The following is a 13,612-nucleotide window of genomic DNA, read 5'->3' as shown; positions in this document are numbered from 1 at the left end:
ACGCCGATTGGTGCCGGCTAACGCCGACTCATTACGACTCGTGCCGACTCCCGCAAACTAACGCGCAAGCGCGTCGAGCCAGCCGCGTGCGTCGGGCCAGTCGCCCAGTCCGCTGTCCGCGTTGATGTGGCCGCGCGGGCCGAGGTCATGGAAGGTGCTGCCCCACGCGTGCGCGCAGCGGCGCGCGAACGCGAGCGAACCGTACGGATCGTCGCTGCTCGCCACCACGCGGGTCGGAAACGGCAGCCGCTCGTGCGGCACCGGCCCGAAGCCATGCGCATCGGCCGGAAACGCCGGCCCGGCCGGATCGGGCAACGCAACGAGCAGCGCGCCGCGCACCTTCGCGAGTGCGGCCGGCCGCGCGTAGCGGGTCGCCCACCACGCGGCGGTCAGCGTGCCGAGGCTGTGCGCGGCGATCGTCACGTGGCCCGGTGCGGCCTCGACCGCGCGGTCGAGCGCGAGACACCAGCCGTTGCGGAACGCACGGTCCCAGTCGGGCATCGCGACGCGCACGAAACGCGCGTCGGCACGCTCCCAGCGGCTTTGCCAGTGGAGCGGGCCGGAGTTGCCGTAGCCCGGCAGCACGAAAACGAGAGAGTCGCTCATGGAAGGTTCGTCGACGAATGAAGTCGTTATGTGATGTCGACGAAGTGTCGCACACCCGCTCCTCCCTGATGCTGCCTGTCGAATCGCGGAATGGATGTGCGAGAAACCGTGGGGCGTGACGCGTTGCGGATGCCGTCACGCCCGGCCGGCGCTCACGCGCCGGCTTCGATCAGCGCACGCCGGCGCCGACCAGACCGCCTGCCGCGGCGCCGGCGACCGTGCCGACCGGGCCGCCCGTGATCAGGTAGCCGAGCGCGCCGCCCGCGGCCGCGCCGATACCGGCGTTACGTTGCGTATGCGTCATCGCGCATGCGCCGAGTTGCGACAGGGCCGCGACGATTACCGCGGTACGAACGAGAAAAGTGGTCTTCTTCATCATGATTGTTGGGTTCCTCCCGCCAGGCAAAAAGTACCCGTGGCGGCATTGAATCGGTAAAGCCATCATAGGAAAACCCAAACGCGCCGGGCAATCCGATTTACGTCGTGTTACAGCCGACACACTATGGAGATATTGCGATCCGCGTCGCGAACGCACCCGCGCAGTGCCGCAACCCGCGCGGGACGGACCCCGGTCAGGTAGAATTACAGGATTAAACCGGCGCGACGCGCCGACACAACCTGACGCCAACCGCATGAGCACCGAACGTAACGACGCCCCCGCGGCTTCCAACTTCATCCGCAACATCATCGACGACGACAACCGCACCGGGAAATGGGGCGGCCGTGTCGAGACGCGCTTCCCCCCCGAGCCGAACGGCTATCTGCACATCGGCCATGCGAAGAGCATCTGCCTGAACTTCAGCGTCGCGCGCGACTACGGCGGCGTATGCCACCTGCGCTTCGACGACACGAACCCGGAAAAGGAAAGTGTCGAGTACGTCGACTCGATCGTCGACGCGGTGCGCTGGCTCGGCTTCGACTGGCGCAAGGATGCAGTCGATCATCAATATTTCGCGAGCGACTACTACGACAAGCTGTACGAATTCGCCGAGCTGCTGATCCAGCGCGGCCGTGCGTACGTCGACAGCCAGAGCGCCGAGGAAATGCGCGCGAACCGCGGCTCGCTCACCGAAGGCGGCAAGCGGTCGCCGTTCCGCGAGCGCTCGCCCGAGGAAAACCTCGACCTGTTCCGCCGGATGAAGGCCGGCGAGTTCAAGGAAGGCGAGCACGTGCTGCGCGCGAAGATCGACATGGCTTCGCCGAACATGAACATGCGCGACCCGGTGATCTACCGGATCCGCTACGCGCACCACTACCGCACCGGCGATGCCTGGTGCGTGTATCCGATGTACGACTACACGCACTGCATCTCGGATGCGCTCGAGGGCATCACGCACTCGCTGTGCACGCTCGAGTTCGAGGATCACCGCCCGCTGTACGACTGGGTGCTGAACGAACTCGCGGAAGCCGGCATGTTCACGCGTCCGCTGCCGCAACAGATCGAATTCTCGCGCCTGAACCTCACGTATGCGATCACCAGCAAGCGCAAGCTGCTGCAGCTCGTCACCGAAGGTCACGTCGAAGGCTGGGACGACCCGCGCATGCCGACGATCGTCGGGATCCGCCGCCGCGGCTTCACGCCGGAGAGCATCCACCTGTTCTGCGAGCGGATCGGCGTGACGAAGGTCGATTCGTGGATCGACATGAGCGTGTTCGAAGGCGCGCTGCGCGACGACCTCGACGACAAGGCGCCGCGCACGGTCGCCGTGCTCGATCCGCTGAAGCTCGTGATCGACAATTATCCGGAAGACCTCGAGGAAGCGTGCACGGCCCCCGTGCATCCGCATCATCCGGAGCGCGGCGTGCGCACGTTCCCGATCTCGCGCGAGCTGTGGATCGAACGCGAGGACTTCGTCGAGAACCCGCCGAAGGGCTATTTCCGCCTGTTCCCGGGCAACAAGGTGCGCCTGCGCTACGGCTACGTGATCGAATGCACGGGCTTCGACAAGGACGCCGACGGCAACGTGACGGCCGTGCACTGCACCTACTTCCCGGACAGCAAGTCGGGCACGGAAGGCGCGAACAACTACAAGGTCAAGGGCAACATCCACTGGGTCAGCGCGAAGCATGCGCAGCCGGCCGAGGTGCGGATCTACGACCGGTTGTTCAAGGAGCCGCACCCGGACGCGGGCGGCGCGAACTTCCTCGAGGCGCTGAACCCGAATTCGAAGAAGATCACGCAGGCCTACGTCGAACCGGGCGCCGGCGACGTCGCACCGGAAACACACTTCCAGTTCGAGCGTCACGGCTATTTCGTCGCCGATCGCGTCGATTCGAAACCGGGCAAGCCCGTGTTCAACCGGATCGTCGGGCTGCGCGACAGCTGGGGCAAGCCGGCCTGACGGCCTGCGGCGCACGGCTTCGGGCCGTCGTCGCGCGACGATAAAAAAACCGGCCTTCGGGCCGGTTTTTTATTGCGTGCGCGCCATCCGCGGAATCGACGCAGCAGCGCTCACGCGCCCGTCAGCCGCCGATGCAGGTCCGCGAGCGGCAGCGTCGTGCGGAACAGCCGCGCAAGGCTGCGGCTCGCATAGGCGTCGACGTCGCCGGGCGCGGTCCAGCGATACGCGTCCATCTCGGGAATCAGCGAACCGTCGCGACGGCTCGGAAACAGCGACGTGCACGTGCAGTGCGCGGGATCGATCTCGTCGTCCGCGACCTGCACCGCGAACAGGTGCAGATCCTTGTCGTGACGGTATGCAAAGCGGCCGAGATCGAGCAGTCGCGCCAGCGCGAGCTCGATGCCGGTTTCCTCGCGCAACTCCCGCAGCGCCGCGTCGGCCGGCGACTCGCCGGGCTCGCCCTGCCCCTTCGGGATGTCCCAGTGCGTGGTATCCGTCGCATGCGCGAGGAATACGCGGCCAGCCCCGTCGAGAATCACGACGCCGCACGATACCGTGCGCGGCGCACCGCTGCGCTTCATCGCACGCGTGCTCAGCGCTTCTGCAGCTGCCACTTGCCCGCGGCGGTCTTGCAGAAGACCGGCTTGAGCGTCATCGTCTGGCCCTTCGCGGCGATGTCGGTGGCGATCTCGCGGCAGGTCTTGCCATCGCTCTCGGACGTCGACGGCGTGAGCTTCGCGTCGATCTGCGTGCCGCGGCCGCTGCTCTGCCACGTCGTGGTCTCGCCGTCCTTGCCTTCGTCACGCACCTGCGCGACGGCCTTGGTCAGCGACGCACGGTCGGTCTTGCTGAAGTAGGTCAGCGGCGTGTCGTTCAGGAAGCCCAGGTTGCTTTGCGCGTGGACGGGCAGCATCGCGGCTGCGCACGCGGCGCCGGCCAGCACGCGCGTGACGACGGAAAGGGATGCACGCATCGACATGTGTTGTTCTCCTTGGATGTTCGATCGAACGGCGCGGCGCGCGGCCGGCTGAACCGGCACGCGCCACGCCCGTCAGCGAGCGAGCATAGCATGCGTGCCGCGTGCGACGCTTTCAGCGGGCGGCCTGCATCGACGCCGGTTGATATCCGTCAGTCAGCGTGTTCAGGAACGCGATCACGTCCTTGATCTCGGCCGCGTTCAGCGCGGGCGCGTCGCCGCGCTTGCGGTCGAACGGCGGCTCGCGATTGATGTTCGGCCAGTAGCGCTTCGGCAAGTCGTCGTAGACCTGCACCTTGCCGTGCACGACCGGATAGAACTTCTCGGGATGGATGTCGCGCTCGACGTAGAAGCGCATCACGTCCTCGAGCGAGTGGTACACGCCGTTATGGAAGAAGGTCTTGCGCAGCGCGACGTTGCGCAGCGACGGCGTGCGGAACAGCCCGCAGAATTCGTCGCGGCCCTTCAGGTCGGTGCGCTCGGGGCCGCACGCGCCGAGATCGTGGAAGCGCGGATCGCGATTGACCGGCAGCGCGCGGTTGCGCGGCACCGCGATCGCGATCAGGCCGAAATCGCTGAACTGCGGCGGCGTGCCGTCGAGCGCGCGCTGGCTGATGTGGCAGCTCGCGCAATTGCCCTTCTTCTCGTCGTTGAACAGCTGCAGCCCGCGCAGTTCGGCCGGCGTAAGCTGCGCATGCCCGGCGAGGTAAGCGTCGTACTTGCTCGAATACGGCGAGAACAGTTCGGGCGTCTGCTCGAACGTCTCGAGCGCGCGCAGCACCGCCTTGAATGCGGCCGCGTCGTCGTCGAGCACCTGCACGCCGAACACCGCGCGGAACTCGTCCGCGTACGGCGCGGCTTTCACTGCCCGTGCGACCTTCGCGGGCGTGCTGTTCATCTCGAACGGCGACGTGAGCGGAATGCGCGCCTGCTCGGCGCCCGTGTCGACGCGGCCGTCCCACGTGAGGCCGCCCGTCGGGCCCGCATCGACGCTCTCGTCGCCTTCGTCGTCGGAATCGTGAAAGTGCTCGGTGAATTGCGGCACGCCCTGCAGGTACTTGAGCGACGGCACCGCGCGAAACCCGGACCGCTTCATGTCGTCGCCGCCGAACTGCACGGCCAGCGCATTCGGCGGGCCGAACGCATGCTCGGGGCTATGGCACGACGCGCACGCCAGCTTGCCGGAACCTGACAGCGTAGGGTCGAAGAAAAGTTGCTTGCCGAGCGCCGTCATCCGGCGCACGCCTTCGTAAACTTGCGCGCGGGTCTGCGGCTGGTTCGCGGCGACCACCGGACCACTCGCCACAATCGTTGCGGACGCAACCTGTTGCGCGGCACCCGATGCATGCGATGCGCCTGCGGCCTGCGCGGTCGACGTGCCGGCACCCGGCTGTCCGTCACAGCCGGCAAGGGTCGCAAGCGCGGTGGCCAGCGCGAGCGCACCGGTCAGATGCAGCCACGAGCGCGCAAGCGCACCGGCTGCCGATTGGCGAGGCTTCATCGATTCGTCGGAAAGAGGGTTCATGAGCGGCCGGAGTTTATGTCAACCGCATGACCATTCCATGACGCCCCACTGACAGGCAATCGAAAGGACGCCTACACCCGCCTGTCAAATCGCCCCCTGAAAATGCTTACAACCGGACACGCGACGGCCACCTTCGAGAACCGGCCGCAAACGGATGCTCCGGTCCCCCACGCGACAAGAGAGATGAGAGTAGAACGCATGAAAAACCACGCCTGGATTCGCTTTACGCCGATCGCCGTTGCGGCGGCCGCCGCCCTCACCGCCTGCGGCGGCGACGACGTGCAGCAGCAAGGCCTGTCGACGGTGAAGAACGTCGTCGTGATCTATGCGGAAAACCGCAGCTTCGACAACCTGTACGGCAACTTTCCGGGCGCGAACGGCCTGCAGAACGTGACGGCGGCGAGCGCGCAGCAGAAGGACCGCAACGGCCAGCCGCTCGCGACGCTGCCGAAGGTCTGGAACGGCCTGACCGCGAAAGGCGTGACGCCGGCCGTGACCGAGGCGATGACGGCCAACCTGCCGAACGCACCGTTCGCGATCGACGATCCGAAGGGGTTCAACACGTCGATGAGCCTGACGACGCGCGACCTGTATCACCGCTTCTACGAGAACCAGATGCAGATCAACGGCGGCAAGAACGACATGTTCGCCGCCTGGGCCGACTCGGGCGGCCTCGTGATGGGCCACTACACGCCCGACGCGTCGAAGCTGCCGCTGTGGAAGATCGCGCAGCAGTTCACGCTCGCCGACAACTTCTTCATGGGTGCGTTCGGCGGCTCGTTCCTGAACCACCAGTACCTGATCTGCGCGTGTGCGCCGTTCTATGCGAATGCGGACAAGAGCCCGGCGGCCGGTTCGATCTCGGCGGTCGCCGCGGACGGCAAGTCGCTGCAGCTCGCGAGCAACTCGCCGGCCTCCGCGCTCGACGGCATTCCGAAGTTCGTGAACTCGGGCAACCTGACGCCGGACTTCTACGCGATCAACACGATGCAGCCGCCGTACCAGCCGAGCGGCAACAAGGCCGCATCGGGCGGCGACCCGAACCTCGCGGATCCGTCGGCCGCGACGACGCTGCCGCCGCAGACGCAGCAGAACATCGGCGACCTGCTGACCAACGCGGGCGTGTCGTGGGCGTGGTACAGCGGTGCGTGGAGTCAGGCGCTGCAGGCCGCGCAAAGCGGCATCGCGAACGTGATCTACGGCCCGAACATGACGGCGCCGAACTTCCAGCCGCACCATCAGCCGTTCAACTACTACGCGAACCAGGCACCGGGCAGCACGAACCGTGCGCAGCATCTGCTCGACGGCGGCACGGACGGCAGCGCGTTCATCAAGGCGATCGACGCGGGCACGCTGCCGCAAGTCGCGTTCTACAAGCCGCAGGGCAACCTGAACGAACACCCGGGCTATACGGACGTCGCGAGCGGCGACCAGCACATCGCGGACGTGCTCGCGCACCTGCAGGCGAGCCCGCAGTGGAAGAACATGATCGTGGTCGTCACGTACGACGAGAACGGCGGCTTCTGGGATCACGTGGCGCCGCCGAAGGGCGACCGCTGGGGCCCGGGCACGCGGATTCCGGCGCTGATCGTGTCGCCGTTCGCGAAGAAGGGTTTCGTCGACCACACGCAGTACGACACCGCGTCGATCCTGCGCTTCATCACGCGCCGCTTCTCGCTGCCGCGCCTCGCGGGCCTGCAACAGCGCGACGACGCGCTGAAGGCGAACGGTGCGCAGCCGATGGGCGACCTGACGAACGCGCTCGCGCTGTCGCCGAACCTGTAACGTGTAACGACATCACCGTGAACGGGCCGGCCGCGCTGCCGGCCCTGACGAACGAAGAGCGGCCCCGCGGGGCCGCTCCTTTTTCATGCGCGCGCTCGCATCCCGCTCATGTGCGTGCGAGATCGGCACCATCGAGCGCGATCGCCAGAATCATCGCACCCGCATTCGGCGGCATCGGTCGTCCGCTCGGACGGAACACGCGATCCCCGCGCGCGATCCGCGCCCCCGACAGCGCGCAGGTACCGGCCTGCCGTGCGCGCCCGGGTTTCCAGTGCTGCTCGCCGAAATGCGCACGCCCCGGTTCGACCCAGCGCACGAGCAGCAATTGCGACGAGCGCTCGAGCACCCGCACCTGCGGACGAACCGTCGACACGTGCGGACGGTCGAGCGCGGCAGCCAGGATCATCGCGTTCGGATCGGCCGCCGCGCGCCCGCGCGGGCTGAAAACAACGTCGCCGCAGACGATCTTCTCGCCGGACAACGCGCAATGCCCCGAACGCAGCGCTCGCCCGGGCGACCAGCGCTGTTCCGCGCGACCCGCCGCATGCCAGCGCACGATCAGCAGTTCGTCCGAATAAGCCAGCACCTGCACCCGCGCGCTCATGCGACACCGCCCACCGTGCAGCCATGCGACGGCGGACGCGCCGCGGCACGCACGCTACCACCCATACTTCAGCTCGACGCCGACGTAGTCGGCGTTGTGCCCGCCCGCCTGCCGGATCGCATCGCCGACCTGGAAGTGCACGGCCTCGACCGCGCCGATCAGGTTCGCCGCGATCGTCCAGTCCGCGCGCAACTGCACGTACATCCCCGTCCACAGGCCGCCCTTGCCCGCGGTGCCCGGCACCGCGACATTCGCCTGCTGATAGACGGCGTCGCCGGTCGTCTCGCGCCACTGGAAGCCGAGCGCGCCGAGCAGCGACAGGTTCGGCGACGGCTTCAGCGTCACGGACGGCTTCACGTGGATCAGGTTCGAGTAGCCCGTGTAGCCAGCCAGCGTGAAGTAATAGCCGTTCGGAAACAGCGGGTTGAACGTGCCGACGCGGCCGTCGTGCGGATGCCGGTCGCCCGATGCCGCATCGACCTGCAGCGCGATACGCGGCGACCATGGCGCGTCGAGCCGGTAGCCGGCGATCGAGCCGACGGCCCATGCACCGATCGTGTTGTTGCCGACCGTCCCGGTCTGCAACATCGTCTCGAGATCCCAGTCGAAGCGGCCCTGCGTGCCCGTGTAGCGCAGGTCCCACACGTCGCGATGCTCGGGGCCGCTCGCATCGAGAAAGCGCGCGTTGCTGCGGTTGTAGCGCGACCAGTAGCCGGACAGGTCGCCCGGCCCGACCGACTGCCGCTCGAAGCGCACGCCGCTGAACGTGAGGTCGCGATTGGACACGTCGTCGAAATCGGATGCGCTGCGGTTCTGCACCGGCTGCGTCGCATAGCCGATGAAGCGCCACTTTCCGTATTCGTAATCGGCCCAGACCGCATCGAACGCCTGCCGCACGTTCGGGCCGTCGCGCGCGGCGATGAAACGCTGCAGGTCGAACGCCATCTCCTGCCGGCCGACGCGGAGCTTGAACGTGCCGCCGCCGAGCGCGCCCGTGTAGGTCGCGAACGCCTGTTCGAGATCGAGCGGGTTCTTGTCGACCGGCGCGATCGTGTTCTTGCCGAACGCGCGATCGTCCTGCAACTGCACGAAGAACTGCCAGTGCTGGCCGAGATGCGCATCGGCATGCACTTCGACGCGCTGGATCAGGTACGTATCCGATTGCGCGGAGCCGATCCCGAACAGCGGCGCGTCGTTGGTCTCCAGTCGCTCGCGCAGGTTCACGCCGAGCGACAGATAGGATGCCGGATCATTGCCGAGCGGAATGTATTTCAGCCCGTCGAGCGGCGCGCGCGGCACGCACGGGTTTGCGAGCACCGACCAGTCTTCCTGCCAGCGGTTGAACAGCACCGTCGGCCGCTTCGCCGTGCATGTTGCTGTCGATGCCGATGCCGCCGTTTCCGCGAACGCCACGTCGGCGCTCGCGAACAACAGTCCCGCGACGATCGACAGGCGCGCGGCCCGCTCGAAGCGCCGGCCGCGGTGTCTCCGCTGTCTCCCCTGCCCCCGCCCGGTCATGCTCGCTCCTGCGCGACGGGTCCGGCCGCTTGCGCCGCACACAGTGCAAGCGTGGCGAGCGCGCCGACCGGCGCGAGCAGCGCCCAGAATCCAACGTAGCGGAAGCCAAGCGCTCCGCACGCCGCGCCGAGCGCGAATGCGACGATCGCAGGCAGCATCTTGCCGAAGCGGGCCCGCGCCGCCGCGCGTGCGCTGTCGGCCGTGCCGGCCGACAGCAGGTCGACGACGTCGAGGATCGCCTGCGTGACGTTGCCCGTCATCACCGTGTTCGGCACGCCGGCACGTGCGATGACGCGCGGATGCGCGTTCTGCACGCCCATCGCGAACGTGCCGACGATGCCGGCCACCAGCACCGGCAGGCTGTCGGACTGCGTGACGGGCGTCGCCCACACGCCGGCCGCGCAGAAACCGAGCAGCAGCACGGCCTGCACCATGTGCAGCGCGCGCGTGCCCTGCCAGGCCGGCCGCGCGGACAGCGACCGCGCGATCAGGCTCGCCGCGATCACGCCGCACACGAACGCGGGAAACACACTGAGCTTCAGCACGACACCCTGGCCGAAGCCAGCGATGCCCGCGCCGATCAGCACGAAGTTGCCGGTCACGTGCGCGGTGAACAGCCCGAACAGCGCGACGAAGCTCAGCGTGTCGACGAAGCCGGCCACCGCGGCAAGGATCGTGTCCTCGTGCTTCATCGCGCCGCGCTCGCGTGGATCTCGGCAACGTAGCCGCCCGGGAACTGCACGAGCGCCGCGTCGCGGCCGTCCGACGCGAACGCCGGCACGAGCACGGTCACGCCCGCGGCTTCGGCCTTCTTCAGCGTCGCGGCGAGATCGGGTACTTCGTAGCCCGTCATCTCGCGCCCGAACGGATACGGCAGATGGCCGTCGGTCACGAGCACGGTCATCTTGCCGAAGCCCGACTCGATGCGGATGCGGCGGTACGTGTCGTTCGGCCGGCCGATCTCGATGCCCGGCGCCTTCAGGTTGTCGGACACCACCTTGCCCTTCGAGAACTTGACGAAATCGTGCACGAACTTGCGCACGCTTTGCGGCGACACGTAGACGCGATTCTCGGGGATGGTCTGAAGTGCGTCGTAGTTCGGCGCCTGCGTATGCCAGTAGAGCTGCATGTTCACGCCGCCCGTCCACGCAATGATCGCATCGCGGCCGATCGGATCGGGGAACGTGTCGACGATCACGTCGGCGCCGTGCTCGCGTGCCGACTTCACCGCGACGTCGAGATCGGTGACGAGGTAGCCGGTGCGCTCCGCACAGAACGGATACGGGATCGGCGTCTTGAAACCGAACACCGAAACCGTGCCGACCGGCGTGAGCACGAGCTGCGACATCGTCTGGCTCGGCGTCGGCGTGACCTGGAACACGCCCTGCTTCGACTTCTTGCCGCCGAACGTGGCGACGAAACTGTCGGTGAAGCGGTCGAAGTCTTCGGGCGCGACGCACACGTGGGTCGTGTCGTATTGCGGGCCGACGGTCACCGTCGGCGCGACCGCGGGCGGCACGGGCGGTTTCGCGAACGCCACCGGCGCGACGGCAAGGCCGCCCGCGACCATCACGGCGAGCAGCATTGAACGAATGGATTTCATCACAGGATTTCCTGGTTGTTGCATCGTCATCGAATGGAGCGGCCGTCGCCGGCCGGTTGCCGCGCATCGTCGAGCACGGTCGCGAGCACGAGTGCCGCGATCAGCCCGAGATGCTCGAAAAAGCTGTTGAGCGCCATGAAATGTTCGGCACCCGAGCGGTTCCAGAAATCGTTCGCCACGACCATCGCGACGAGCGTCAGCATACCGAGGCTGCCGGCGCCGAGCCACGTGAAGCGGCGAAACACCACGCACAGCGAGCCGCCGATCTCGACCGCGATCGCCAGCGCCGCCCACAGCGCGGCCGGTTGCAGACCGAAGTGCGCCTGCTCCGCGACCGCGCCGTCGAAGTCGAGCGCTTTCGCGACGCCGCCGAGCAGATAGGCCGACACCAGCGCAAGCCGCGCGAGCGGCAGGATCCACGGCTGCGACAGCAGCGCGCGGACCCACGCCGGGTTGCCATGGACGGTGCGCGCCGTCATGTCAGACCGCCCAGCACGAACAACCGAACGCGCCCCAGAAGCCCTTCGCGTCCGACGTCGGCAACGTGCGGCTCCATGCGCTGGCATGTGCATGGCCGTGCATCCCGCACGCACTCGCGCAGCCGCACATCGCCGCAGCCGCCGCCCGTTGCAGCGGCGCGCCGTCGCGCTGCGTCGCGCCCCAGCCGCCATAGCCGCCGTAGGCGCGCACCGGCGACCAGTCCGGCATCGCGGGCGGAATCGGCGCGTCGTGCGACGCGAACGGCCCGGCGCCCCACACGATCCGGCCACCGACCACCGTCAGCAACGCCGTCGTATCGGCGATATCGTCCTCCGCGCACGTGAAGAAATCGCGATCCGGGACCATCAGGTCGGCCAGCTGCCCGACCGCGATGCGCCCTTTCCTGCCCTCTTCGTTCGAGAACCACGTCACGTACTCGGTCCACATCCGCAGCGCGGTTTCGCGATCGAGCAGGTTGCGCTGCGGATACAGGCGCATTCCGCCAACCGTCTTGCCCGCCACGAGCCACGCGAGCGACACCCACGGGTTGTACGACGCCACGCGCGTCGCGTCGGTGCCGGCCGACACCTTGAGCCCCTTGGCGAGCATCTTCGCGACGGGCGGCGTCGCTTCGGCCGCCTGCGCACCGTAACGCTCGACGAAGTACTCGCCCTGGTACGCCATCCGGTGCTGCACCGCAATGCCGCCGCCGAGCGCCGCGATCCGGTCCATCGATTGCTCGGAGATCGTTTCCGCGTGATCGAAGAACCAGTTCAGCCCTTCCAGCGGAATATCCTCGTTGACCTTCTCGAACACGTCGAGCGCGCGACTGATGGTTTCGTCGTAGGTCGCGTGCATGCGCCACGGCCAGCGGTTCTGCGCGAGCACGCGCACGACGCCTTCGAGATCGTCTTCCATCTGCGCGGGCAGGTCCGGGCGCGCGACGCGGAAGTCCTCGAAATCGGCCGCCGAAAACACCAGCATCTCGCCCGCGCCGTTGTGGCGGAAATAGTCGGTGCCGTCGTGATACTTGACGCTCTTCGTCCAGTTCACGAAGTCTTCCTTCTCCGCGTTCGGCTTCTGCGTGAACAGGTTGTAGGCGATGCGGATCGTCATCTCGCCCGCGTCGTGCAGCTTGCGGATCACTTCGTAATCGTCGGGGTAATTCTGCGAGCCGCCGCCCGCGTCGATCACGCCCGTCACGCCGAGCCGGTTCAGTTCGCGCATGAAGTGGCGCGTCGAGTTGTACTGATACTCGAACGGCAGTTTCGGGCCCTTCGCGAGCGTCGCGTAGAGGATCGTCGCGTTCGGGTTCGCGAGCAGCAAGCCCGTCGGGTTGCCCGCGGCATCGCGCAGGATCGTGCCGCCCGGCGGCTCGGGCGTATCCTTCGTGTAGCCGACCACCCGCAGCGCGGCCGCGTTCAGCAACGCGCGGTCGTACAGGTGCAGGATGAACACCGGCGTATCGGGCGCGACCGCGTTGAGTTCGTCGATCGTCGGCAGGCGCTTCTCGGCGAACTGGTGTTCGGTGAAGCCGCCGACCACGCGCACCCACTGCGGCGCCGGCGTGATCGCGACCTGCTGCTTGAGCATCTCCATCGCGACGGCGAGCGAGCGCACGCCGTCCCAGCGCAGCTCCATGTTGTAGTTCAGGCCGCCGCGGATCACGTGGCAGTGGTTGTCGGTCAGGCCCGGCAGCACCGCGCGGCCGCCGAGGTCGACGACCTTGGTCGCGCGGCCCGCGAGCGGCATCACCTCCGCTTCGCTGCCGACCGCGACGAAGCGGCCCGCGGCGATCGCCACGGCTGTCGCTGTCGGGTTCGCGCGGTCGAGCGTCGTGATGCGCCCGTTGTGCAGGATCAGATCCGGTTGAGTATCGGTTGCGCTCATTAACATGTCCTCGATGCGTTCAGAAGCCGAGCCAGTGACGCACGGGCCCGATGGCCTGTGCGCCGATCAGCATGCCGGCGAGGCCGATCAGCGCGATCAGCGGCGGCGCCGGCGAGCGCACCTTGATCACGCTGTACACGACGCCGATCAGCACGCCGGCTGCCAACGACGATAGATAAGATTCCATAACGTTTCTCTCCCGGCCGGATTAGAATGACCCGCATCGCGTCGGCCGCATGTTGCGCCGCCGTCGTTCCCACTTCGCGTCCCTGTCATCCTGTCC

Annotated in this window: 14 protein-coding genes; 2 read left to right on the top strand and 12 right to left on the bottom strand. The window is 67.5% G+C overall.

Annotated elements, in window-relative coordinates; genetic code table 11:
* Positions 1-57: 57 nt before the first annotated feature.
* Entirely contained in the window at positions 58-606 is a 549-nt protein-coding gene (locus AC1Z3W_RS25930; RefSeq protein WP_057924238.1) for an RBBP9/YdeN family alpha/beta hydrolase, read from the bottom strand.
* A gap of 169 nt (positions 607-775) precedes the next feature.
* Positions 776-985, bottom strand: a complete 210-nt coding sequence (locus tag AC1Z3W_RS25925) for an ornithine acetyltransferase (protein WP_006497729.1) — start codon at positions 983-985, stop codon at positions 776-778.
* A gap of 253 nt (positions 986-1,238) precedes the next feature.
* Between AC1Z3W_RS25925 and AC1Z3W_RS25920 the strand changes: the two genes are divergently transcribed.
* A complete protein-coding gene (locus tag AC1Z3W_RS25920) occupies positions 1,239-2,948 on the top strand; it encodes a glutamine--tRNA ligase/YqeY domain fusion protein (protein ID WP_483508760.1) in 1,710 nt (569 codons plus the stop codon).
* Between the two features lie 110 nt (positions 2,949-3,058).
* Here the strand turns inward: AC1Z3W_RS25920 and AC1Z3W_RS25915 are convergent, their stop codons facing one another.
* From AC1Z3W_RS25915 to AC1Z3W_RS25905, 3 genes are all read right to left on the bottom strand, one after another.
* On the bottom strand, positions 3,059-3,529 hold the full coding sequence (locus tag AC1Z3W_RS25915) for an NUDIX hydrolase (protein WP_175827054.1): 471 nt from the start codon (positions 3,527-3,529) through the stop codon (positions 3,059-3,061).
* 11 nt (positions 3,530-3,540) lie between these two features.
* A complete protein-coding gene (locus AC1Z3W_RS25910) occupies positions 3,541-3,927 on the bottom strand; it encodes a hypothetical protein (protein WP_057924236.1) in 387 nt (128 codons plus the stop codon).
* A gap of 112 nt (positions 3,928-4,039) precedes the next feature.
* Positions 4,040-5,425: a cytochrome-c peroxidase gene (locus AC1Z3W_RS25905; RefSeq protein WP_483508758.1), complete on the bottom strand. Its 1,386-nt coding sequence runs from the start codon at positions 5,423-5,425 to the stop codon at positions 4,040-4,042.
* 207 nt (positions 5,426-5,632) lie between these two features.
* Here AC1Z3W_RS25905 and AC1Z3W_RS25900 point away from each other — a divergent pair, with 207 nt between their 5' ends.
* Positions 5,633-7,234 carry an acid phosphatase gene (locus AC1Z3W_RS25900; RefSeq protein ID WP_311771992.1) on the top strand — a complete coding sequence of 534 codons (1,602 nt, stop codon included), beginning with the start codon at positions 5,633-5,635 and terminating at the stop codon, positions 7,232-7,234.
* Between the two features lie 106 nt (positions 7,235-7,340).
* Here AC1Z3W_RS25900 and AC1Z3W_RS25895 read toward each other — a convergent pair whose 3' ends face one another.
* From AC1Z3W_RS25895 to AC1Z3W_RS25865, 7 genes are read right to left on the bottom strand one after another with little or no spacing between them, the layout of a single operon-like run.
* On the bottom strand, positions 7,341-7,838 hold the full coding sequence (locus AC1Z3W_RS25895; RefSeq protein WP_082664560.1) for a DUF3331 domain-containing protein: 498 nt from the start codon (positions 7,836-7,838) through the stop codon (positions 7,341-7,343).
* A 54-nt stretch (positions 7,839-7,892) separates the two neighbouring features.
* Positions 7,893-9,356, bottom strand: a complete 1,464-nt coding sequence (locus AC1Z3W_RS25890; RefSeq protein WP_124835192.1) for an alginate export family protein — start codon at positions 9,354-9,356, stop codon at positions 7,893-7,895.
* Positions 9,353-10,048, bottom strand: coding sequence for a YoaK family protein (locus tag AC1Z3W_RS25885; protein ID WP_124835194.1), 696 nt, complete (start codon positions 10,046-10,048; stop codon positions 9,353-9,355). The genes AC1Z3W_RS25890 and AC1Z3W_RS25885 overlap by 4 nt, the downstream gene beginning before the upstream one ends.
* The gene (locus AC1Z3W_RS25880) at positions 10,045-10,959 is read right to left on the bottom strand and encodes a VOC family protein (RefSeq protein WP_057924232.1); all 915 of its coding nucleotides are present in this window, start codon (positions 10,957-10,959) and stop codon (positions 10,045-10,047) included. The genes AC1Z3W_RS25885 and AC1Z3W_RS25880 overlap by 4 nt, the downstream gene beginning before the upstream one ends.
* 26 nt (positions 10,960-10,985) lie before the next feature.
* The gene (locus AC1Z3W_RS25875; RefSeq protein WP_057924231.1) at positions 10,986-11,438 is read right to left on the bottom strand and encodes a DoxX family protein; all 453 of its coding nucleotides are present in this window, start codon (positions 11,436-11,438) and stop codon (positions 10,986-10,988) included.
* 1 nt (position 11,439) lies between these two features.
* The gene (locus tag AC1Z3W_RS25870; RefSeq protein WP_483508757.1) at positions 11,440-13,329 is read right to left on the bottom strand and encodes an amidohydrolase; all 1,890 of its coding nucleotides are present in this window, start codon (positions 13,327-13,329) and stop codon (positions 11,440-11,442) included.
* Between the two features lie 19 nt (positions 13,330-13,348).
* On the bottom strand, positions 13,349-13,516 hold the full coding sequence (locus tag AC1Z3W_RS25865) for a DUF1427 family protein (protein WP_057928335.1): 168 nt from the start codon (positions 13,514-13,516) through the stop codon (positions 13,349-13,351).
* Positions 13,517-13,612 lie beyond the last annotated feature (96 nt).

It is taken from the genome of Burkholderia sp. 10_S31, from assembly GCF_056930375.1.
Note: the sequence above shows the minus strand (reverse complement) of the source record. Positions and strands in the feature narration are given on the sequence as shown.

Bases quoted from the DNA above. Each gene is read 5' to 3' on its own strand.
- AC1Z3W_RS25930 (WP_057924238.1), bottom strand. From the start codon at position 606: ATGAGCGACTCTCTCGTTTTCGTGCTGCCGGGCTACGGCAACTCCGGC.
- AC1Z3W_RS25885 (WP_124835194.1), bottom strand. From the start codon at position 10,048: ATGAAGCACGAGGACACGATCCTTGCCGCGGTGGCCGGCTTCGTCGAC.
- AC1Z3W_RS25900 (WP_311771992.1), top strand. From the start codon at position 5,633: ATGAGAGTAGAACGCATGAAAAACCACGCCTGGATTCGCTTTACGCCG.
- AC1Z3W_RS25870 (WP_483508757.1), bottom strand. From the start codon at position 13,329: ATGAGCGCAACCGATACTCAACCGGATCTGATCCTGCACAACGGGCGC.
- AC1Z3W_RS25875 (WP_057924231.1), bottom strand. From the start codon at position 11,438: ATGACGGCGCGCACCGTCCATGGCAACCCGGCGTGGGTCCGCGCGCTG.
- AC1Z3W_RS25865 (WP_057928335.1), bottom strand. From the start codon at position 13,516: ATGGAATCTTATCTATCGTCGTTGGCAGCCGGCGTGCTGATCGGCGTC.
- AC1Z3W_RS25905 (WP_483508758.1), bottom strand. From the start codon at position 5,425: ATGAAGCCTCGCCAATCGGCAGCCGGTGCGCTTGCGCGCTCGTGGCTG.
- AC1Z3W_RS25910 (WP_057924236.1), bottom strand. From the start codon at position 3,927: ATGTCGATGCGTGCATCCCTTTCCGTCGTCACGCGCGTGCTGGCCGGC.
- AC1Z3W_RS25915 (WP_175827054.1), bottom strand. From the start codon at position 3,529: ATGAAGCGCAGCGGTGCGCCGCGCACGGTATCGTGCGGCGTCGTGATT.
- AC1Z3W_RS25925 (WP_006497729.1), bottom strand. From the start codon at position 985: ATGATGAAGAAGACCACTTTTCTCGTTCGTACCGCGGTAATCGTCGCG.
- AC1Z3W_RS25895 (WP_082664560.1), bottom strand. From the start codon at position 7,838: ATGAGCGCGCGGGTGCAGGTGCTGGCTTATTCGGACGAACTGCTGATC.
- AC1Z3W_RS25890 (WP_124835192.1), bottom strand. From the start codon at position 9,356: ATGACCGGGCGGGGGCAGGGGAGACAGCGGAGACACCGCGGCCGGCGC.
- AC1Z3W_RS25880 (WP_057924232.1), bottom strand. From the start codon at position 10,959: ATGAAATCCATTCGTTCAATGCTGCTCGCCGTGATGGTCGCGGGCGGC.
- AC1Z3W_RS25920 (WP_483508760.1), top strand. From the start codon at position 1,239: ATGAGCACCGAACGTAACGACGCCCCCGCGGCTTCCAACTTCATCCGC.